Raw genomic sequence first — 19,016 nt, 5'->3', positions numbered from 1 at the left:
ATGACACATTAAGATGATATATGATTGACACGGGGGCCATGGAAAAAAAGTGGAAGGAGTACTGGTACAGCAATGATATTTTTAAATTCAAAAAAGGGGATAAGAATTATACTATAGACACCCCGCCTCCCACAGTATCCGGAAAAATGCATGTAGGCCATGCATTTTCATATCCACAGCAGGATTTTATTGCAAGATACAAGAGAATGAAGGGATTTAACGTGTTTTATCCCTGGGGATTCGATGATAATGGGCTTCCGACTGAGAGATTTGTGGAAAAGGAGAGGAAGGTAACAATAGATAACACACCATTGAAAGAGTATATACAGATATGCAGGGAGGTGAGCAGGGAGGCAGAGAAGGACCTGTACCAGGCATGGTATGATACAGGATTAAGCGCTGATTTCAAAAATTATATAGACACATCATCGGACTTTTCCATAAAATTATCACAGGAACTGTTCATGGACCTGGCGGAAAAGCAGAGGGCATACAGGGATGAGGCCCCTTACATAACATGTCCTACGTGCCGTACAGCAATTTCCCAGATAGAGATGAAAGATGCCATAATAAACACAGACCTTGTTTATATTAATTTCAACGGGATTGAGATAGCCACAACCAGGCCGGAAATGCTTGGTGCATGTATTGCCATATTCGTAAATCCACAGGATGAAAGGTACAGCAGCATGATCGGAAAGAAAGTTGAGATTCCACTGTATGGATATAAGGTAGAGGTCATGGCTGACGAATCCATAGATAGAGATTTCGGTACAGGTGCCGAAATGCTCTGCACATTCGGTGATCAGAACGACCTGTCACTCTTGAAAAAATATGGCCTTAAAGCCCGTATTATTCTTAAAAATAACAGGATAAATGATGGCAGCATAATAAACAATCTTTCAATCAGGGATGCCAGGAAAACTATTATTGACATGCTGAAGGATAATGGGTATATTATAAAAATAGAAAAAATAAAACACTCAGTAAATACCCATGAAAGATGCGGTACACCAATTGAAATAGGCATCAGCAAACAGTGGTATATAAAGGACCTTGATATAAAGGATGAGCTGATCGAATTCGGAAGTAAAATTGAATGGGTTCCTGCACATATGAAAACAAGATATAACAACTGGGTAACCGGGCTAAAATGGGACTGGTGCATATCCAGGCAGAGGTATTTCGGCGTTCCTTTTCCGGTATGGTACTGCAATCAATGTGGTGAAATCATTTTTGCAGACAGAAAGGATTTGCCGGTAGACCCCAGAATTGATGACAAAAAAAGGAAATGCATGAAATGCGGATCCACGGATTTATCCCCCGAAACGGATGTCATGGATACCTGGGCGACATCGTCTCTCAGCCCAACGCTGTATCTGTCACATATAGATGAGATGGACATGTATCCCATGGATGCAAGGTTCCAGGGACATGACATTATAACATCATGGGCATTCACAACAATACTCAGGTCATACCTGCATTACGGGAAAATACCATGGAAGAAAATAATCATAAGCGGCAATGTTTATGATCCATTCGGACAGAAAATGAGCAAGAGCAAGGGCAACATAGTGGAGCCGAAGGTAATAATAGACAACTACGGTGCAGACGCCCTGAGATACTGGGCATCAACAACAATGCAGGGTGAAAACATAAAGCTGAGAGAACAGGACCTCATGCGTGGCAGGAAAACCGTCATAAAACTGGAAAATTCTTTAAAACTCATAATGCTACTGTCGGATGGCAAAAAACCTGCAAAGGTTGATGTACAGTTTCCAGTGAATAAATGGATAATATCCAAAATGCAACATACAGTGAAGGAGGTAACAGAGTACATGGAAGGCAGTGAGGTTATGAAGGCAAGGATAGCCCTGGATAAATTTTTCTGGAATCTCTACTGTGACAATTATCTGGAAATAATAAAAAGTGAGGCATCAAAGGAGGACAGGAGAAATGAAACACTTTACACAGCTTTTTATGTTATGGAAAATGTACTGAAAATGTACTCCCCCATCATGCCATTCATAACCGAGGAGTTATATCACCAGATGAATCCGGAGGTCTCCAGTATTGCCCTGGAGAGGTATCCAGAATTTGATCCAGATCAGCTGTATGGAGAAGAGGATATAGATTATATTATAGGGATAATAGACAGGGTAAGGAACCTGAAAAGTCAGAAAAAACTCTCAATGGCGGCACCGCTGGAGAGCGTAAGGATACATGGAAATGCGGATTTAATAGAAAAGTATGGCTACCTGATCAGCGGTATAATGCATATAGGCAAAATGGGAATAATAAATTCTGATGAAATTTTTATAGATAATTAATAGATATCCAGATATCTATTAATCTCCCAGTCAGTTACATACTGCCTGAAGTTAGCCCATTCGTTTTCCTTGATCCTGATAAGATTATTATAAATATAATCCCCAAATATTTCTTTCATTAGGCTGCTTTCCTTGAAGGCTGCTATGGCCTGCCCCAGGGATGCTGGCATTGATTCTATTCCGTATTTTTTCCTTTCCTCCTCATTCATCTCAAATATATTTTTCTCAATAGAATCTGGCGGGTCTATTTTATTCTCAATGCCATCCAGGCCCATGCCAATTATTGCTGCAAACTGGAGATACTGATTTCCAGCAGAATCAGGATATCTCAGCTCAAGCCTCTTTCCCTTAGGTGCAGCCGAGGGGATTCTTACCAGTGCACTCCTATTCCTATTTGCCCATGCAATGTATACAGGAGCCTCATATCCGGGAATCAATCTTTTATATGAATTAACAGTAGAAGCAAGTACAAGTGAGGAGGATTTTACATTCTTCAGCAACCCGCCCAGATAGTGCATAGCATAGTCACTTAGCCCGTGTTTTGTTGATTCCTTGTAAAATAGATTTTCATCTCCTGAGAATATGCTCTGGTGTACATGCATGCCATTGCCATTAACTCCCTTTATGGGCTTTGGCATAAAAGTGGCATAGTAGCCGTACTCATTCGCAGTTTCCTTTACAACGCTTTTTATCATTATTATTCTATCAGCCATTGTTATGGCATCTGAATATTTCACATCTATTTCATGCTGCCCGTATGCAACCTCGTGATGTGATGCTTCTGGGAAATAATTTAAGCCCTCCAGCTTTCTTATTATTTCCTGCTTTACGGTGAAAGATCTGTCCAGTGGCTCCTTATCAAAATACCCCCCATAATCGCTGGGCTCAATGGTAGCTTCGCCCTCCTCGTCCTGATTGAAAATAAAATATTCAAGTTCAGGCCCGATATTGATCCTCTTATTTTCCTTTGAAAGCCTTTCAACCTGCCTTTCAAGAATGTATCTGGGATCACCCTCAAATCGTGTCCCATCAGGATTAAATATTTTACAGATAAATCTCACCGTTTTTCCCGCATAATTTTCGTTTGTGAGTATTGTATAGGATGATAACTCCGGTACCGCTTTCATATCAGAGTTCTCAATCTGTTTGTATCCAACAATTGAGCTCCCATCGAACATAACGCCGTTATAAATTACATCCTCAAACCTGTTGTGCGGTATTGTCAATGATTTTACAGATCCAATAATATCTGTAAACTGTAATTGCAAAAACTCTACTTTATCTTCCTTTAATTTTTCAATATAGGATTCTTCATCCTGCATATAACATAATACAAGCGAGTAATAAAAACTTTTATGGCAGCAAAAGAGATATTTGAATTATTTTAACTTGATTGACCGTGCTATTGATAATCATATAATTATGGAACCTGATAAAATGCCATTAATATACGGAAATATTTAATATGGAGCTATGATAATCGGTTACATTGAGAATTTTAGAAAGAAATACTTTAATGGATATAATCAACTCACTGAAAAATTCCGTATTACTTCTATTGTTATTCTTACTTCCTTTACATATTAATCTGGAATCCATGAAAATTGTTATTTATCCGGTACTTCTTATCTGTTTCGGGGTTGTGTATTTTATATCTTATATTATGTCAGGGGCAATTATGCAGTTACTTGGAAAGGGATCGGTTCTTCTTGCTGGCATAATTATTATGCCTGCTATTATTTTTATCTTTTATACACGTGCCCTGCCAGTATTCCTGATAATGACCATAATGCTGTCCCTCGGCAGCGCCATCATCGATTACAGCAGAAGCGGGCATGGGGGGAATGAAACCAGATCCTATCTATATTCTGCTTTTATAATAGGGGTCGTTTTCCTTGCAGAGCATTATAGTGTACTCAAAATTATTTATATATTTTACATAATAGCAGGTTTAATTATGGCTTTTTCACTGGCATTCTACCTTTCCGGGCATATGGAAATAAATTACAGAAAAACCACACTGATTAAAAAACTGAAGAGATATATAATTTCATTAGGTGACATTAGAAGGGTTAGAAACGGCTGGACTTTGATGTATGCCATAATGATAAATGTACTCCTGTTCATATCGGTGGCCATTGCCCTGGTGACTGTCCCATTGCTTGCACTGGGTCATGGAGGATCTGCCACAATTAATGCATTCCTGGGAATTGCAGCACTATCGTTTCTGGCAATTTCACTGGGAAGCTCAATAAATTCACGAGTGTTTAGTGGGATATCTTTCCTGGCGATATTCCCGTTTTTGCTGATCATGGGATTTCTCATTTCTATAAAAAACACAGAATTCAATCTTATCACTGGCTTTTTAATGTTTCCTGCAGTAGCATTATTCTTCCCTGGCTACAGGAAATATTTTACAAGGAAATTCCCCGGGAGTGAGATTTATTATGCAAATAAGTTTGCAAATTTTTTTTCATGGATATTTATACTGCCGGTACCGTTTATAGTGCTGGAATTCCTCCGTATACCAGTATACACCATAGTCATAGAACTAATAGCATCCATGGCAGGCCTGATAATGATACTTAAATTCACAAACTATCCAGAAATAATATGGACAAAAAAACATAAAAATTAATAAAAGAAGTAATAATTAATCCTTATGAATCCGAGAGATGTAAGAAGAATGATGAACCAGATGGGAATAAAATCCACAGAAATGCCTGATGTTAAAGAAGTTATACTAAAGGGCAGGGACAAAGATTACGTAATAGAAAATGCCTCAGTTACCATGATTGAAGCGCAGGGGCAGAAAACATTCCAGGTAATGGGCACATTTAAGGAGAAGGCAAAGGTGCAGCAGGAAGAAGAGTTTAACGATGAGGATATAAAGCTTGTAATGGAGCAGTGCAATGTTTCCAGGGAAAAGGCCATGGAGGCACTTAAAAAAGCAGGAGGAGAACCCGCACAGGCAATTCTTGACCTGGGAAATTGAAATGGATTATCTAGAAGACCTTCTTTCTGAACAGATCCCTACCAGTGAGGAAACAGAAAAGCTAGGCGAAATTTCCTCTGCAATTATCAGGGAAATAAATGATATATGTAGGGCAAATAATATAAATGCGTCCTGCACAGAGGTAGGGTCCGTATCAAAGAATACAAATTTAAAATCAAGTGATATAGACATATTTATCACCTTTGATAAAGCGTATCCTGTAGATTATATAGAGAAGAAGGGGCTTGAAATAGGGCACCGGGTGCTGAAAAACGGCACAGAAAAATATGCTGAACACCCATATGTTTCAGGTTATGTTAAGGGAATAAAGGTAGATATTGTCCCTGCATTTAAAATAAACAATGGTGAAAAGATAGTTTCTACTGTGGATAGAACACCACTGCATACCCTTTACGTCAACAGTAACACCAATGAAGCAATGATTCATGATATAAGGCTTTTAAAGGTATTCATGAAGAGGATCAACGTATATGGTTCTGAGATAGCCAGATCCGGATTCTCAGGGTATCTCTGTGAGCTTCTTATAATACATTTTAAAAATTTTGACCGGCTTATGAAGCATATGGCAAACCTTAGAGGCAAGTTGATCGTTCCTGAAGATGCTGAAGATAAATTCGCTGAACCTGTAATAATAATAGATCCGGTAGACCCTTCCAGGAATGCCGGTGCTGCAGTCAGTGAGGAAAACCTTTCAAGGCTTAAACTCGCCTCTAAAATATACATATCCGGAAGGCTTGATATTCTTAACCACACACCTTCGGTCAACAGGGAGAGAGGAACACACATAAGGGTTTTTGTTATAAAAAAACCGGATATTATAGACGATATTATATATCCGCAGGCGGTGAGATTAAAAAACAGGATATGGGATATACTTCATAATAATGGTTTCATGCCTGTTGCCTCAGAAATATATATGGGTAACGATATAGAAATTTTAATTGAATGTAAACTGGAAAAATTGCCAGGAACAAAAGTGCATATGGGTCCGCCTGTTGAGTCAAATGAGAGTATCAGGTTCATTGACATGTGGAACGGAAATCCAAGGTTAATGCGTGGGCCTTATATCTTAAAAAACAGGGTTTATGTGGATGTAAGAACCGAACAGAGGGATATGGAGGGGATTATCAGAAAAGAACTGAGAAACTCTGACATAGGGAAAAATTTGAATGAGTTCAGGGATGAAATAAAGATCATAAATGGAGAGGATGCTGATCTTGAAGTTGTGCGTAAATTCTTTTCAAAGTATCTTTTCAACTGACCTATCCGCCTGAAAATATCTCCAGGAGAATAAGGTTGTCATCAGGATTTATTATATGATCCGATGTTGCAGGTACACCGTTAAGTATGGCTACAAATCCATCCTCATTGATTCCCATGGAATCGTATAGTTCTGATAGCCTCACAGGCTTTTCTATCCTAATTTTTTCTTTTTTCCTTCCCACTACTTCTATCATGACAGCTCCGGGCAGATTCGAACTGCCGTCATCGGATCCAAAGTCCGGAATGCTTGTCCACTACACCACGGAGCTATAATTAATCATAATAATAAATGGATATTAAAATGTGTTGAGAATGTATATGATATAATAAAAATAAAATTATTTTTTGGCTGAGCAGTTGAATTCATCACTGCATGTTTTGCCAAGGCTTCTTAGTATTGAGAAAACAATACCCAGACCCTTCTGTGCATCCTCATCCTTCATGGCACGAAGTGTCCCCATCATTCCCCCTACAGGTGTAACTGTATCATTCTTGATGGCGTTTTCTACAGCCTTCACCATATTAACATAGTGTGGGGCAACGCTCAGATCCAGTTTTCCAAGAGAATCAAGAATGGGTTTCTCGTTCATGATCAGGTTCATGGTAAAGTCATTGGATAACAGGCCCATAACCATACCCATTGCACCATCGTCGTTTAGTATTCCCATTACAGGATCCAGCAGGCCTTTGTTCTGTATTACAGTAACCATTTCAAGCAGGTTGCTCAGTGCCTTGACGTTCTTTTCCTCTGACATTATCTTCAATAATACCATGACGGAGTCAGTCTTTGTTGTAAGAGAGAGTACGTCATCGCTTGTCAGTAGGGTAAAGATTGTTTTTAATGTTTCATCGTCACTCAATATGCCGGATATTACATCCAGAAATCCCAGGTTATCGAGCTTTCTAATAAGCTCTACTGCCCTGGTCAAACTGGAAATATATTCCGGTTTCATCAATTTTTCTAACTGTTCATCTTCTGACATCATGATTAATCACCAGCTGGCAAGATACTTGTCCAGTGCCATATCTCCATTTGTCCACATGAAGTATTTGGTAAACAGTTCCTTCTTTATATGGTTTGTGGCTGATGGCTGTGCTATTTTTTTGTCTCCGCCATAGAAGGTTGTGTCATCTACTGATATGGCAAATCCTTCAAGAGGGTTGTCTGCTATACATACAACTTCAGGTGTGTATGTATCCATCTTTGTAGGAACTCCAAGCCTGTTAGCCAGGTCCTGCATTGCCACCCTGGATGTCTGGACTGCAAGGAATCCAAGCTTTGGAACAGTTATCTGATTTGAGTCTCCGCATGAATATACGTTCGGATATTTGACAGATCTCATATGCTCGTCTGTAACCATGAAACCTCCATCATCGAATAGGTCAGGTGTGGAATTTTTAACTGCATCGTTTGCCTCATACGGCGGCAGTATCACGGCTATATCAGCCTTTATTGTCTTTCCATCCTCACTTACTATTTCATCTTTCTTTATTTCGCTGACACGGAAATTCCATACCATGTCGAATCCGGCCTGGGTATACATTGTCTTAATGACTCCCCTTGATTCCTTTGAAATATCTGTAAGTACCTCTTCACCTGGTGAGAATATTGTTATGTGTGTCTTGTCCATGACACCCTTCTTCTTCAGGAATGCAGGTATCATAAGTGAAAGCTCGAAAACAGGCCCCTCACATGCAGATTCTGCAACATCCGCCCAATTTTTCGGGTATTTGCCTCTGGGGTTCAGTGTCCCCTGATAGAACACACCGGATCCTATTGCTATATTTCCGCCTTCAAATTTATTTAATCTCTCATAAAGTGCAGTTGCAAAATCAGGTTCGCAGGCACTTGCGCCATATTCGTTCCAGCCCTTCAGGTGCTCTACTCCCAGCTTTGCCCCAAAGGCTACAACAAGGTAATCATATGTGATATTTTCCTTTTTACCATCAGGTGTTGCATATTCAACCTTATTTTTCTTTGCATCTATTGCAGTTGCTTCACCAAGAATAAACTTTATTCCCTTTGCTGGCAGGGCTGTAGCCAGGTCAACTTCTAAATCCTCCGCTTTGAAAACCCCTATACTCACATGTGGCATTCCAGGCCTGAAAGCAGCGTATGGTGTTTTATTAATTAATGTTACATCGATTTTATCTCCAAGCAATCTCTTTGCTGTGTAGGCAGCAGTCAATCCAGCAAACCTTCCCCCTAAAACAAGTAATTTAGTCATATTTCATCACTAGTGTTATAATATTACAGTTATATATTAACTTTTTTATCACAATTATGAAGAAAAATGCTTTTTTGGTAAAAAAATGTGTAGATACTTTATATATACAATAAATATGTTTATATATAGAGATTGAATAAATATTATTATGATTGAACACGTCATAAAAAATAAATAATCAATTATTATATTTCATTTTTTGGAAGTTGTGATATTTTTGTAACCTCTTCTATGAATCTGGATGTGGTATATGAACCACCTGATTCCATAGGTATTATGCCCTTATTTATTATATTTTTCAATGATTTTTCTATAACAGATGCCGTGTCATCCATTCCTATGTGCTTCAGCATCATTATGGATGATAGTATTGATGCCACTGGATTGGCGATATTCCGGCCTGCAATATCCGGTGCACTTCCGTGTACAGGCTCGAACATAGAATTTTTATCTCCTATATTTCCGCTAGGTGCGTAACCAAGGCCACCTGCCAGTGAACTTGTCATGTCTGATATAATATCTCCATAAAGGTTTGGTGCAATAATATATTTATATTTCAACGGATTTTTTATAATGTTATATGCAAGAGAATCTGCATATTCGAATTTTATTTCCTTATTATATATTTCTGACTGCCTACGTGCGATATCCCTCCAGATTGAGTACATTTGCACAGCGTTTGCCTTATCTGTAACAGTAATATTGTCTGAACCTGCAATTTCGTATGCCTTTTTAAAAAACCTAGTCAGATTTCTCTCTGAAAGTATGCCCATTGTATAAAATATTGCACTGTCGGAATCTCCAGAAATATCAACATTATAATTGCATATGCCTTTCCCCATTTCAAAGGTTTGTTTACCAGGAAGCGTGCCTGAAATTCCGGAGTAAAAATCCTCAGTATTTTCCCTCAGTATGGTAATATTAATTTCGTTCCCCGTTATTCGTTTAAATGAAATGGCCGGCCGTATATTCATGTACAGATCAAGGTCTTTTCTTAGCTTTAATATGACATTCTGTTCCATTACTCCTGGCTTAACGCGAAAATCCCCTATAGCCCCAAAAAATATGGATTTATAGCTCTTGAATTCCTCTATCTCATTATCTGTTACTGTTATACCTCTGTTAATATAACGTTCAGATGATATGTCATAATAGACAAAATTAAGAGACTGGTCCACCGAATGCAGCATCCTGCATACCTGAGGGATTATTTCCTTACCAATGCCATCACCCGGTATGACTGCTATATCTACCATTTGCCTGACCTCACGTAGTTGATAAGGCCGTTGCTTTCTATTATATTCTTCAGAAATTCTGGGTATTCTTTGAATTCAACCTCTTTTCCACCGCAAAATATCCTGCTGTTCCTGAAATCAACTGTAATTTTTTCAAGGCTGTTTGCACTGACCTTTGCCTCTATAACCGGTATTCCTGTATTTATGGCGTTTCTGAAGAATATTCTTGCAAAACTTTCAGCAATGATGCATGAAATCCCAAGCCCCTTTATGGTTATTACCGCATGTTCCCTGCTTGAGCCCGACCCAAAGTTTTTGCCTGCAACTATTATATCCCCCTTTTGAATAGATCCGGCAAGGTCAGGATATTCATTTTCCATGAAATGTGGTGCAAGTTTATCCGGCTCTGACGTATTCAGATATTTGGCAGGTATAATCTGATCTGTGTCCACGTTATCTCCTAATATTATTGCCCTTCCGCTTATTTCTTCCATCATTTATATCTCCTCCGGTGTCCCTATTCTTCCAAGTATTGCAGACGCAGCCACTATTGATGGGTTTGCCAGGTATACCTTAGATGTTTTATCACCCATTCTGCCGATAAAGTTCCTGTTTGTGGATGATATGCATACTTCATCCGGCCCTAAAACTCCCATATAACCGCCCAGGCATGCGCCACATGTTGTGCCTGAGAAATAACCCCCTGATTCTACGATGGTATTTATAAGGCCTTCCCTTAGGGCCTGGTTGTAAACCTCCTGACTTGCAGGGACAACCATCAGCCTGACCCTTCTGTCAACCTTTCTACCCTTTAATATTGATGCTGCTTTTCTAATATCTTCTATTCTACCGTTGGTGCATGAACCTATATACGCCTGGTCGATCCTTTCATGTATTTCTGAAACATGCCTAACATTATCCGGAGAATTAGGTACCGCCACTGAAGGCTCTATTTCTGCCATATTTATCTCTATAGTTTGCTCGAAATCAGCATTATCGTCGGATTTTACTATTTTATATTCTCCGGTGTTGCGCTGTTTCAGGTATTCTATTGTTTTTTCATCAGTGTCAAAGAATGAACACTTGGCCCCTGCCTCGGTGGTCATATTTGCCATTGTCATCCTTTCATTGATGTCTATATATTTGATATCCCCTGAAAATTCCATGCATTTGTAGGCAGCACCTCCATTTTTTATTATTGATAAGATATAAAGGATTATGTCCTTTCCCTCCACCCCTTTAGAAGGTTTGCCCTTAAGATTTATTTTAATGGTCTCAGGGATTTTGAACCACATTTTCCCGGTGGCAAATATTACACCGGCCTCTGTGCTGCCGATTCCGGTTGATATAGCAGAAAGAGCACCGTATGTATTGGTGTGAGAATCTGCGCCAGCTATAAGCCTGCCAGGTGCGGCAAAACCTTTTTCCATCATAACCTGGTGGCAAACACCTCCGCTTCCTATATCATAGAACCAGGTTCCATTATCCAGTGCAAAATCTTTTGATTTTTTGTATTGCTTTGCAGAATTTATATCCTTTGGAGGTATAAAATGATCTGGAATAATTATAATTTTATCGCTTTTTGCACTCATTCCAAGGTCATTGAATGCATCAATGGCTATGGGTGCTGTTATATCATTAGCCATAACATAGTCTATATTAGCCACCACATAGTCTCCGGCTCTGGAATCTGTTCCACTTTTTTCTGAAAATATTTTTTCTACTGCTGTTTTACTCATTATTTACCACCTGTAATAAATATTCATCATCAACTGTCCTGTTCTCATTTTTTATTATTTTTAATATATTATTTATTTCATCCTCTGTTTTGTATATGCCCCTGCTCTCAAGTATATACTTCACTGCTGCCTTTCCTGAGTGCTTTCCTATAACAATTCTTCTTTTTACCCCAAAAATTTCAGGATTTATAGCCTCATAGGTTTTTGGATTGTTTATTATGCCATGTACATGTATTCCTGCTTCGTGGGAAAACGCATTTTCCCCTGTTATTGCCTTGTTTTTCTGCGGAATCACCCCGCTGGCACAGGCAACATACTCAGATATGCTGTATAGTTTTTCCATTTTTATATCTGTATAGGAATCAGAAAAACCATAAATAGCAGATACAACCTCCTCCAGTGATGCATTTCCTGCTCTCTCGCCTATTCCATTGATGGTTACCTGAACTTCATCAGCACCTGCCATAATTCCTGCTAATGTGTTTGCCGTTGCCATGCCGAAATCGTTGTGGCAGTGAACGCTAATTTTCTTGTGGGTAAATTCTTTTATTTTCATTATAAAATAATACATAGACATTGGATTCATTATACCAATAGTATCCGGAAAATTTACAGTATCAACGTCAATTGCCCTTATTATTCTTTCCATAAAGTCCATGTTAGTTCTTGTGGCATCTTCAGGAGAAAATATCACATTCAGTCCATGAGATTTTGCATATTCAACAGATTCTATTATCTTATCAAAAACCTGCTCCCGTGACATTGCCAGTTTATACTGCATATGAATGTCTGATGTTGCGATGAATAAATGTATTATTCCAGAGCCTGATTCTATGACACGATCAATATCGTTCCTGTTGCATCTTGCCAGTGAACATATATTTCCTATATCTCTATTAATGTGCTTCACAGTTTTTAGCTCGTCCGGTGAAACTGCAGGGAAGCCTGCCTCGATTATATTTACTCCCGCATCGTTTAATTTTGTGGCAATCTCATACTTTTGGTTCATGGAAAATGAAACACCCGGTGTCTGTTCACCGTCGCGTAGTGTTGTGTCAAATATGCTTATCTTCTTTTTTATCTGATCATATCCCATCCTGCTATACTCTCCCATATTGAAAAAATCGCCATAGCCTCTACTATCATAAAAATACATCTTATTACCTCCAAAAATTTCTAATGAAGATAACGTTTACTCAAGCAACAAAAAGTATAACTGCCTGATGAACGTTATGGAATTCATTGATAAGTTAATATACATGATATTATATAAATTTTGTTATTGAATTTTCTAATTATGTTATCCCGAATTTATATCTGAGAGCCATAAAAATAAATCTCTAATTATTTTCCTTTAATTTCTTTTGATATTTTTGTTATAGATTTCTTTCGCAAACACTCTGGTTGCAAGCTATTTTTTAAATCATAAAAATAGGCCCATAAATAGATAACAATTATAGATGATAGAAAAAATCTAGAATTTTACCAGTGATGCTATGAAAAATTAGGTAAATATGATAACGTTGATTATGAAATGGTTAAAACTAGAGTGTTTACAAGAAATTATTGGCAGAGCCTGAAATCATAGATATTATCAATGATGGATACTGTTCCAAGCAGGTTTACACTGGATTTCATTGCCAGGTCTATCAATACAGAGCACAGTGCAAATATGGAAGATGAATGTTAGCTATTTGAGGTGGTTCAGTCTTCTCCCCAGCTGGAAGCTGGATACGATGTTGCTGGCCCATTTTATTTTATTCTTTCCGGCCACTCAATGACCCACCGTATTGAATGGTATGTGGTAGCAAATATGGTGGAGAAAGCTCTTTCGGCTGCGTTTCTTGATGGAAAAATCCCAGAGATATGATAGCAGGCACGACATATCCCCCTGCAAAGTGCTCTGAATTTGCGTCCGAGATCGCAAATAAAATGGAAAAGGCATAATATATTAATAGAAATTTCCCTACTTCAGGATCAATATAATTCAGCTTTGGTGCTATAATCTTAATTTCCCCTCCGTTTCAATTAAATAGCTATGGAATTATCCTGCCTATGATTTCATTTATAGGCGGTATTGATCTGATACATGAAGAGATTCTCAGGGAAGCTACCATATTTCCAGCCATGCATGCAATTTCCTCTTTATAGCCAGAAAGCAAAGCGGCTATATAACCGGCATCAAATGCATCGCCTGCCCCTATAGTATTTTTAATTCCGTAGGTTTTTAATGCCATGCATGGAATTGTCTGTTTATTCTTTATGATCACTGATCCTTCCCGGTCAAGTTTCAATATATAATCTGCATTGCCTTTTTTTCCTAACATGGCTATTGTATTTTCCAGATTCATTTTTGAATACGCCATGGCTTCATCTCTGTTCAAAAATACTGTACTAGAATAATCAATAAATAAATCTAGCCCCACAATTTCTGATATAAGCGGACCTACGTCAAAGAACACCTGTTTTTTCTGCAAATTTGCCTTCCTTGCAGTATCTAGGATTGTATAATATGTCCTTCCCGTATGCACAAGATTATAACCTTCAAAAAAAATCGATTTTGAATCTGATATCAGTTTGTTATCAATGCTATCCAGCATTGTGCCCGCCCCGAGGTATCCAAGGAACGAATGGTTCTTCATTGAATCGACAACATTAATGGAAGTTGCGGTTGACATACCATTTTCTCTTATTATGTGTTCTGTATTTACCCCACTGGCTTCGAGCTCTTTCACTAGATGATCCCCAATTATATCTGTTCCTATCTTATCTGCAAATGCAACTTTTAACCCAAGCCTCGAAGCGATAATTGCCATGGCGGCAGGTCCACCCGGGTATATTTCCATATCCTCTGAAATATGAGTGGTCCCGGCCATAATGGGAAAATTTTTTATATTAAGGGATATATCCACAACAGCATCCCCGATTATTAGTAGGTCATAATTGCATGGCATCCAAAAATTTACCTCCTAGATCTCTTATATCACGTTTGGAAGAATTGTCAATAGTTTTTACCCATTCATTTGGAATGTTATTAAATCCTGCATAGGATCCAGCCATTGCTCCCACCATTCCCCCAATAGTGTCAGAGTCAGCCCCGAGATTGCATGCCAGTAATATTGAATTCCTGAAATTACCCCCTGAATATAAGAATATTGATATGGCTGCAGGAACCGAATCTTCAGTAAGAGCCCACTGAGGTTTCAATATAAAGTTATAAAGATTGTTGAGGAAAGAATCAAAATTATTGCCACTATTTGCAATACCTATAGCTTCCTTTATCCTGAGGGAAATTGATTTAGCTGGATCGCCCATTAATTGTGCCCCCATGTCGGCACCTTCCAGTGATGCTTCATAAACAGCTTGAGTGTCTTGCCCAACTGAAACAGCTTTTTTCACAGCGAAACTGATAGCCGCAGCCCCTGAAATTGCCAGAGCAGTATTATGGGTACATAAACATGCATTTATTACATCCTGTACGGTCTTTTCGCCATCGGAAAAAGCATCGAAAATTCCGACGGGACTGATTTTCATGGCACAACCATTTGTGGTACCATTTTTTCCGGTCAGGCTGTAAGGGACTCCGGATTTTAAATTTTTAATGGCACTTCTTGTACTCGGTCCTATGAGGGTTGTATTCAATATATCGTTGTCATCTGCCCATTTTACAAGCCTGTTTGCCATGTCTTCAGGGTCTACCTGCCTTCTGGAAATAATAGAATCTGCAACCATATATGTGAGTTCGGTATCATCGGTATATTCTCCACGGACAAGTTTGGAATGCACAGAACCCTCCATAGGAGCTTCCAGAAAGTTTGTTACCTTCCCGTATTTAGCCTTTATCTGGTCTCTGCTCATAAAAGTGGTAGGCATTCCCATTGCATCGCCTATTGCAACTCCATAAAGCACACCTAGTATTTTATTCATTAAATAGTTTTTATCAATATTCATTTCGTATCATCCCATATTCTTACGCTTCTGCCCTTACTGGTTTCTATCCCCCATATATACCAGGCAACTGATGCTGCCAGGCCTGCACTGAAAATTCCGATTCCCAGCCACATATATGATACTATAGGTAAATTAACCGCCAGGAATATAACCGGAATAGACCCACCCAGGGAGATAACCCTTACAATTGCAGAGTAAAGCCCTCTTCTTTTGGTAGCCCACATTTCAGACTTCAATGTATCCTCTGCAAGGAAATATATATTTATGAAAACCGAAACACCTATAAATAAAAACCAGAAGATAAATGTGTTTGTTATCCATATTTTTAATGTTGGTATGAACAGGTATGCAAATACAACAACCAGTATTGCAGAAATCAGCAGAAAACGTTTCCTGCTGAATCTGTCAGCAACAATCCCAAGAAATCCTGCAAGGAATGCTACGATCCCGAATATAAAAATTAACCAGTCAGTAAGTTCCGGGAAAAAGTAAGGGCCCAGTGTCAGCACAATCAGGCTGAATCCTGCAGTATAGGCCCATCCAATTATCCCGCCTACAGCTATTCTGAAATAGAGGGAGGGCAGTTTTCCCGGTTTCTGTAGATGGTCCTGTTCTGGAGATGCCCCGTAATATTTTTCGAGTTCTTTATTGGCACTGTTGAATCTACCCTTTGACTCAAGCCACATAACAGATTCGGGCAACCTCAACCTGATAACATACATTACAAATAGTGATATCAGCAAGGTTATTCCAAGCACAGCTCTCTGTGCAAATATTGATGATATAGCCAGAAGTGCCAGTATAGCTGCTATTGACCCGCCTATATTGGTAAAATTAAGTTCAAGAAATAATGACCTGCTGCGGTATTTCCTGGGAAACAACTCATGTGTTGCTGTAAGAATGGTGTTATATTCACCACCGGCGGCAAATAGAAGCATACCGATAAAGATCAGGATTGTTACATATGTAAAGCTGAAGATTAGGCCTGTAGCACCAACAGCGTATATGGCCAGTGTGATGAATAAGGTTTTTTTCCTGCCGATTTCATCAGCCAGCGGCCCTGATACTGCACCCCCAAGCAGAAGCCATAAAGGCGGCCAGATCGCCAGTAACCCCAACAATGCACGAGGCATGGCAACCCAAGAAGTGGCTATATATGATAGAGAATATATATATGCTTCAACCGCCGTACCTATTGAAAATGCAATAAATAAGAGAGTATGAACAGGGCCCCATTTTAAATCTTCAACCTCAGCCGCCGGATTCATTAAAACAAAAAACATTGTAGCATATAAATCTTATGTAAAGAAATAGTCAGTTACCTAATGCTAAAATAATCGATTAAGTATATAATATAATTTTTATATTATAAAAACATGATCCGAGGTATATAAGTCAATAAAAATTTTCAATGCCTTACAGGTTAACACATTTACTCTTTAATAGTGTATGCCGTGAGCCGGGATTGAACCAGCGACCTCCAGATCTTCAGTCTGGCGCTCTCCCAACTGAGCTATCACGGCGGTAATGGCATATTGCGAATCTTTATTAAAATGTTTTTATCGTAATTAACTTTATACTTGATATTTGAAAATAAATTTGTGAAACTATTTATAGGTTGATTTATTCATTAAAACAATGAAAAAACTCTCAGAATACCTTAATGTATTCTTCTTTTACAGATTAGCAGGGATGATTTTACTACTTAGTGGTTTAATCTTTTATCTTTTCTGGGGAATAGAATATTCAGGATGGAAAGATTCTGGACTTATATCCTTTGTTGTTCCTCTGATACTTCTTGGTCTGCTTACATTATGGCTTGCCAATGAAAAGGAAAAAGAAGCAAGGAAATTGGTAAAGAAATAATAATTTTTAGTTTAATGTTTAATTTTATATTGTTTAAAAATTCTATATTTTCAGTTTATGCATAAATAGAAATAAGGGATTTTATTGTTATATCATGCTAAACAGCAAAAGAGTGAAAGAGTTTAAGGAAATAGACATAACAGAGGTGCATTTCCTTAGGAGAATGTATGTTTTAAAGGGTTTTGACGTGAAAAAAGTAATATATGAAAGTTTGTATAATATGGCCTTATTTAAGGGGGAGAGAGGGGTGCATTTCCTATGGAAGTAAAAAAAGGTATACCCATGCGAACAGCCCTTTATGATGAACATATAAAATTAGGAGCAAAGATGATAGATTTCCATGGATGGGAAATGCCTCTAGAATATAGTTCCATAATAAATGAACATATGTCTGTAAGAAAAAATGTAGGTATGTTTGATATTTCTCACATGGGTGATATAGTTATTTCAGGAAGTGATGCAGATAATTATGTTGATTATATTTTTCCATCCAAAGTTTCATTGTTAAAGGAAAATGAGTGCATGTACACTTCTTTTCTTAATGAATCAGGGAATATGATAGATGATACAATAATATATAGAATATCTGATAATAAATTCTTCTTGATACCAAACGCTTCCAATATTGATAAGATATATAACTGGATGCTTGAAAATAGGAAAAATTATGCAGTGGATATTAAAAATTATTCAAACCAAATAAGCCATATTGCAATTCAGGGGCCTCAGTCAATAAATATTGTAAACAATCTTGGGATGAAATTCCCGGAAACTTTTAAATTCCTATATCATGAAGCGGATGTACAAAATGTAATAACAGGCAATAATAATATTATAATCTCCGGTACTGGATACACTGGTGAAAAAGGAGTTGAACTTGTAGTTCCAAATCAAATTGCAGAGGAAATGTGGAAGTCCGTATTAAAAGAAATAAAAAAGATTGGAGGCATGCCATGTGGACTTGGAGCAAGAGATACTTTAAGAATGGAAAAAGGAATGTTATTATCAGGACAGGATTTTAATGAAAATAAAAATCCATATGAAGCTTCAATTTCGTTTATTGTAAATTTCGACCATGAATTTATAGGGAAGAAAGAATTGTTGAAACAAAAAAATGAATATAAAGATATTTTTAGAGGATTTAAACTAGAAAACAAGAATATACCGAGAAATGGCTTTGGTATATATGTAAATGGATCAAAAGTGGGGAATATAACAAGTGGAACAGTATCTCCAATTTTGGATACAGGAATAGGATTGGGGTATATAGATAGGAAATATAGTAAAACAGGAAATAATGTTGATATCCAGATCCGTGGTAAGTTAATAAAAGCAGAAGTTTCAAAGCCTAAAATTTTACCATAATAATTATTTTTTATTTATTA

19 protein-coding genes and 2 tRNA genes are annotated in these 19,016 nt (G+C 37.9%); 8 read left to right on the top strand and 13 right to left on the bottom strand.

Features of this window, described 5'->3' with window-relative positions; all coding sequences use genetic code 11:
• The first annotated feature begins 20 nt into the window (after nucleotides 1–20).
• Nucleotides 21–2,333 carry a valine--tRNA ligase gene (locus RE471_RS01530; RefSeq protein ID WP_309215011.1) on the top strand — a complete coding sequence of 771 codons (2,313 nt, stop codon included), beginning with the start codon at nucleotides 21–23 and terminating at the stop codon, nucleotides 2,331–2,333.
• On the opposite strand, the gene glnA is transcribed toward RE471_RS01530, so the two are convergent.
• On the bottom strand, nucleotides 2,330–3,655 hold the full coding sequence (gene glnA / locus RE471_RS01525) for a type I glutamate--ammonia ligase (RefSeq protein WP_309215010.1): 1,326 nt from the start codon (nucleotides 3,653–3,655) through the stop codon (nucleotides 2,330–2,332). The two genes, RE471_RS01530 and glnA, sit on opposite strands and share 4 nt — an antisense overlap.
• 356 nt (nucleotides 3,656–4,011) lie before the next feature.
• Between glnA and RE471_RS01520 the strand changes: the two genes are divergently transcribed.
• From RE471_RS01520 to cca, 3 genes are read left to right on the top strand one after another with little or no spacing between them, the layout of a single operon-like run.
• Complete coding sequence (locus RE471_RS01520) at nucleotides 4,012–4,971, top strand: hypothetical protein (RefSeq protein ID WP_309215009.1); 960 nt, start codon at nucleotides 4,012–4,014, stop codon at nucleotides 4,969–4,971.
• A 24-nt stretch (nucleotides 4,972–4,995) separates the two neighbouring features.
• The gene (locus RE471_RS01515) at nucleotides 4,996–5,328 is read left to right on the top strand and encodes a nascent polypeptide-associated complex protein (protein ID WP_309215008.1); all 333 of its coding nucleotides are present in this window, start codon (nucleotides 4,996–4,998) and stop codon (nucleotides 5,326–5,328) included.
• Nucleotide 5,329: 1 nt separating this feature from the next.
• Nucleotides 5,330–6,610 carry a CCA tRNA nucleotidyltransferase gene (gene cca / locus RE471_RS01510; protein WP_309215007.1) on the top strand — a complete coding sequence of 427 codons (1,281 nt, stop codon included), beginning with the start codon at nucleotides 5,330–5,332 and terminating at the stop codon, nucleotides 6,608–6,610.
• A gap of 1 nt (nucleotide 6,611) precedes the next feature.
• Here cca and RE471_RS01505 read toward each other — a convergent pair whose 3' ends face one another.
• The 8 genes from RE471_RS01505 to RE471_RS01470 form a co-directional block, all read right to left on the bottom strand.
• Nucleotides 6,612–6,806: a MoaD/ThiS family protein gene (locus RE471_RS01505; RefSeq protein ID WP_309215006.1), complete on the bottom strand. Its 195-nt coding sequence runs from the start codon at nucleotides 6,804–6,806 to the stop codon at nucleotides 6,612–6,614.
• A gap of 2 nt (nucleotides 6,807–6,808) precedes the next feature.
• Nucleotides 6,809–6,881, bottom strand: a tRNA-Gln gene (locus RE471_RS01500).
• 69 nt (nucleotides 6,882–6,950) lie between these two features.
• Nucleotides 6,951–7,598 carry a DUF1641 domain-containing protein gene (locus RE471_RS01495; protein WP_309215005.1) on the bottom strand — a complete coding sequence of 216 codons (648 nt, stop codon included), beginning with the start codon at nucleotides 7,596–7,598 and terminating at the stop codon, nucleotides 6,951–6,953.
• Nucleotides 7,599–7,604: 6 nt separating this feature from the next.
• Nucleotides 7,605–8,840, bottom strand: a complete 1,236-nt coding sequence (locus RE471_RS01490; RefSeq protein ID WP_309215003.1) for an FAD-dependent oxidoreductase — start codon at nucleotides 8,838–8,840, stop codon at nucleotides 7,605–7,607.
• A 185-nt stretch (nucleotides 8,841–9,025) separates the two neighbouring features.
• On the bottom strand, nucleotides 9,026–10,096 hold the full coding sequence (locus RE471_RS01485) for an isocitrate/isopropylmalate family dehydrogenase (RefSeq protein WP_309215001.1): 1,071 nt from the start codon (nucleotides 10,094–10,096) through the stop codon (nucleotides 9,026–9,028).
• Nucleotides 10,090–10,572, bottom strand: a complete 483-nt coding sequence (locus tag RE471_RS01480) for a 3-isopropylmalate dehydratase (RefSeq protein ID WP_309215000.1) — start codon at nucleotides 10,570–10,572, stop codon at nucleotides 10,090–10,092. The genes RE471_RS01485 and RE471_RS01480 overlap by 7 nt, the downstream gene beginning before the upstream one ends.
• Entirely contained in the window at nucleotides 10,573–11,814 is a 1,242-nt protein-coding gene (locus RE471_RS01475; RefSeq protein ID WP_309214998.1) for a 3-isopropylmalate dehydratase large subunit, read from the bottom strand. It lies immediately after the preceding gene.
• Nucleotides 11,807–12,970, bottom strand: coding sequence for a homoaconitate hydratase (locus tag RE471_RS01470; protein WP_309214997.1), 1,164 nt, complete (start codon nucleotides 12,968–12,970; stop codon nucleotides 11,807–11,809). The genes RE471_RS01475 and RE471_RS01470 overlap by 8 nt, the downstream gene beginning before the upstream one ends.
• 543 nt (nucleotides 12,971–13,513) lie before the next feature.
• Between RE471_RS01470 and RE471_RS01465 the strand changes: the two genes are divergently transcribed.
• Entirely contained in the window at nucleotides 13,514–13,684 is a 171-nt protein-coding gene (locus RE471_RS01465; RefSeq protein WP_309214996.1) for a hypothetical protein, read from the top strand.
• A gap of 166 nt (nucleotides 13,685–13,850) precedes the next feature.
• Here RE471_RS01465 and RE471_RS01460 read toward each other — a convergent pair whose 3' ends face one another.
• From RE471_RS01460 to RE471_RS01445, 4 genes are all read right to left on the bottom strand, one after another.
• The gene (locus RE471_RS01460; protein ID WP_309214994.1) at nucleotides 13,851–14,768 is read right to left on the bottom strand and encodes a carbohydrate kinase family protein; all 918 of its coding nucleotides are present in this window, start codon (nucleotides 14,766–14,768) and stop codon (nucleotides 13,851–13,853) included.
• The gene (locus RE471_RS01455) at nucleotides 14,752–15,765 is read right to left on the bottom strand and encodes an ADP-ribosylglycohydrolase family protein (protein WP_309214993.1); all 1,014 of its coding nucleotides are present in this window, start codon (nucleotides 15,763–15,765) and stop codon (nucleotides 14,752–14,754) included. Before RE471_RS01455 ends, RE471_RS01460 begins: the two co-directional genes overlap by 17 nt.
• On the bottom strand, nucleotides 15,762–17,033 hold the full coding sequence (locus tag RE471_RS01450; protein WP_309214992.1) for an MFS transporter: 1,272 nt from the start codon (nucleotides 17,031–17,033) through the stop codon (nucleotides 15,762–15,764). Before RE471_RS01450 ends, RE471_RS01455 begins: the two co-directional genes overlap by 4 nt.
• Nucleotides 17,034–17,215: 182 nt before the next feature.
• Nucleotides 17,216–17,288: transfer RNA gene (locus RE471_RS01445), tRNA-Phe, on the bottom strand.
• Nucleotides 17,289–17,403: 115 nt separating this feature from the next.
• Between RE471_RS01445 and RE471_RS01440 the strand changes: the two genes are divergently transcribed.
• The 3 genes from RE471_RS01440 to gcvT all read left to right on the top strand — a co-directional run bounded on the left by RE471_RS01440 (nucleotide 17,404) and on the right by gcvT (nucleotide 18,996).
• Nucleotides 17,404–17,631: a hypothetical protein gene (locus RE471_RS01440; RefSeq protein WP_309214991.1), complete on the top strand. Its 228-nt coding sequence runs from the start codon at nucleotides 17,404–17,406 to the stop codon at nucleotides 17,629–17,631.
• A 94-nt stretch (nucleotides 17,632–17,725) separates the two neighbouring features.
• Complete coding sequence (locus RE471_RS01435; protein ID WP_309214990.1) at nucleotides 17,726–17,899, top strand: hypothetical protein; 174 nt, start codon at nucleotides 17,726–17,728, stop codon at nucleotides 17,897–17,899.
• Nucleotides 17,890–18,996, top strand: coding sequence for a glycine cleavage system aminomethyltransferase GcvT (gene gcvT, locus RE471_RS01430; protein WP_309214989.1), 1,107 nt, complete (start codon nucleotides 17,890–17,892; stop codon nucleotides 18,994–18,996). The genes RE471_RS01435 and gcvT overlap by 10 nt, the downstream gene beginning before the upstream one ends.
• Nucleotides 18,997–19,016: the final 20 nt, after the last annotated feature.

It is taken from the genome of Ferroplasma sp., from assembly GCF_031200575.1.
Taxonomy (GTDB): Archaea; Thermoplasmatota; Thermoplasmata; order Thermoplasmatales; family Thermoplasmataceae; genus Ferroplasma.
Note: the sequence above shows the minus strand (reverse complement) of the source record. Positions and strands in the feature narration are given on the sequence as shown.

Coding starts and splice junctions, on each gene's coding strand:
- RE471_RS01530 (WP_309215011.1), top strand. CDS start 21: ATGATTGACACGGGGGCCATGGAAAAAAAGTGGAAGGAGTACTGGTAC.
- glnA (WP_309215010.1), bottom strand. CDS start 3,655: ATGCAGGATGAAGAATCCTATATTGAAAAATTAAAGGAAGATAAAGTA.
- RE471_RS01520 (WP_309215009.1), top strand. CDS start 4,012: ATGCAGTTACTTGGAAAGGGATCGGTTCTTCTTGCTGGCATAATTATT.
- RE471_RS01515 (WP_309215008.1), top strand. CDS start 4,996: ATGAATCCGAGAGATGTAAGAAGAATGATGAACCAGATGGGAATAAAA.
- cca (WP_309215007.1), top strand. CDS start 5,330: ATGGATTATCTAGAAGACCTTCTTTCTGAACAGATCCCTACCAGTGAG.
- RE471_RS01505 (WP_309215006.1), bottom strand. CDS start 6,806: ATGATAGAAGTAGTGGGAAGGAAAAAAGAAAAAATTAGGATAGAAAAG.
- RE471_RS01495 (WP_309215005.1), bottom strand. CDS start 7,598: ATGATGTCAGAAGATGAACAGTTAGAAAAATTGATGAAACCGGAATAT.
- RE471_RS01490 (WP_309215003.1), bottom strand. CDS start 8,840: ATGACTAAATTACTTGTTTTAGGGGGAAGGTTTGCTGGATTGACTGCT.
- RE471_RS01485 (WP_309215001.1), bottom strand. CDS start 10,096: ATGGTAGATATAGCAGTCATACCGGGTGATGGCATTGGTAAGGAAATA.
- RE471_RS01480 (WP_309215000.1), bottom strand. CDS start 10,572: ATGATGGAAGAAATAAGCGGAAGGGCAATAATATTAGGAGATAACGTG.
- RE471_RS01475 (WP_309214998.1), bottom strand. CDS start 11,814: ATGAGTAAAACAGCAGTAGAAAAAATATTTTCAGAAAAAAGTGGAACA.
- RE471_RS01470 (WP_309214997.1), bottom strand. CDS start 12,970: ATGTATTTTTATGATAGTAGAGGCTATGGCGATTTTTTCAATATGGGA.
- RE471_RS01460 (WP_309214994.1), bottom strand. CDS start 14,768: ATGCCATGCAATTATGACCTACTAATAATCGGGGATGCTGTTGTGGAT.
- RE471_RS01455 (WP_309214993.1), bottom strand. CDS start 15,765: ATGAATATTGATAAAAACTATTTAATGAATAAAATACTAGGTGTGCTT.
- RE471_RS01450 (WP_309214992.1), bottom strand. CDS start 17,033: ATGAATCCGGCGGCTGAGGTTGAAGATTTAAAATGGGGCCCTGTTCAT.
- RE471_RS01440 (WP_309214991.1), top strand. CDS start 17,404: ATGAAAAAACTCTCAGAATACCTTAATGTATTCTTCTTTTACAGATTA.
- RE471_RS01435 (WP_309214990.1), top strand. CDS start 17,726: ATGCTAAACAGCAAAAGAGTGAAAGAGTTTAAGGAAATAGACATAACA.
- gcvT (WP_309214989.1), top strand. CDS start 17,890: ATGGAAGTAAAAAAAGGTATACCCATGCGAACAGCCCTTTATGATGAA.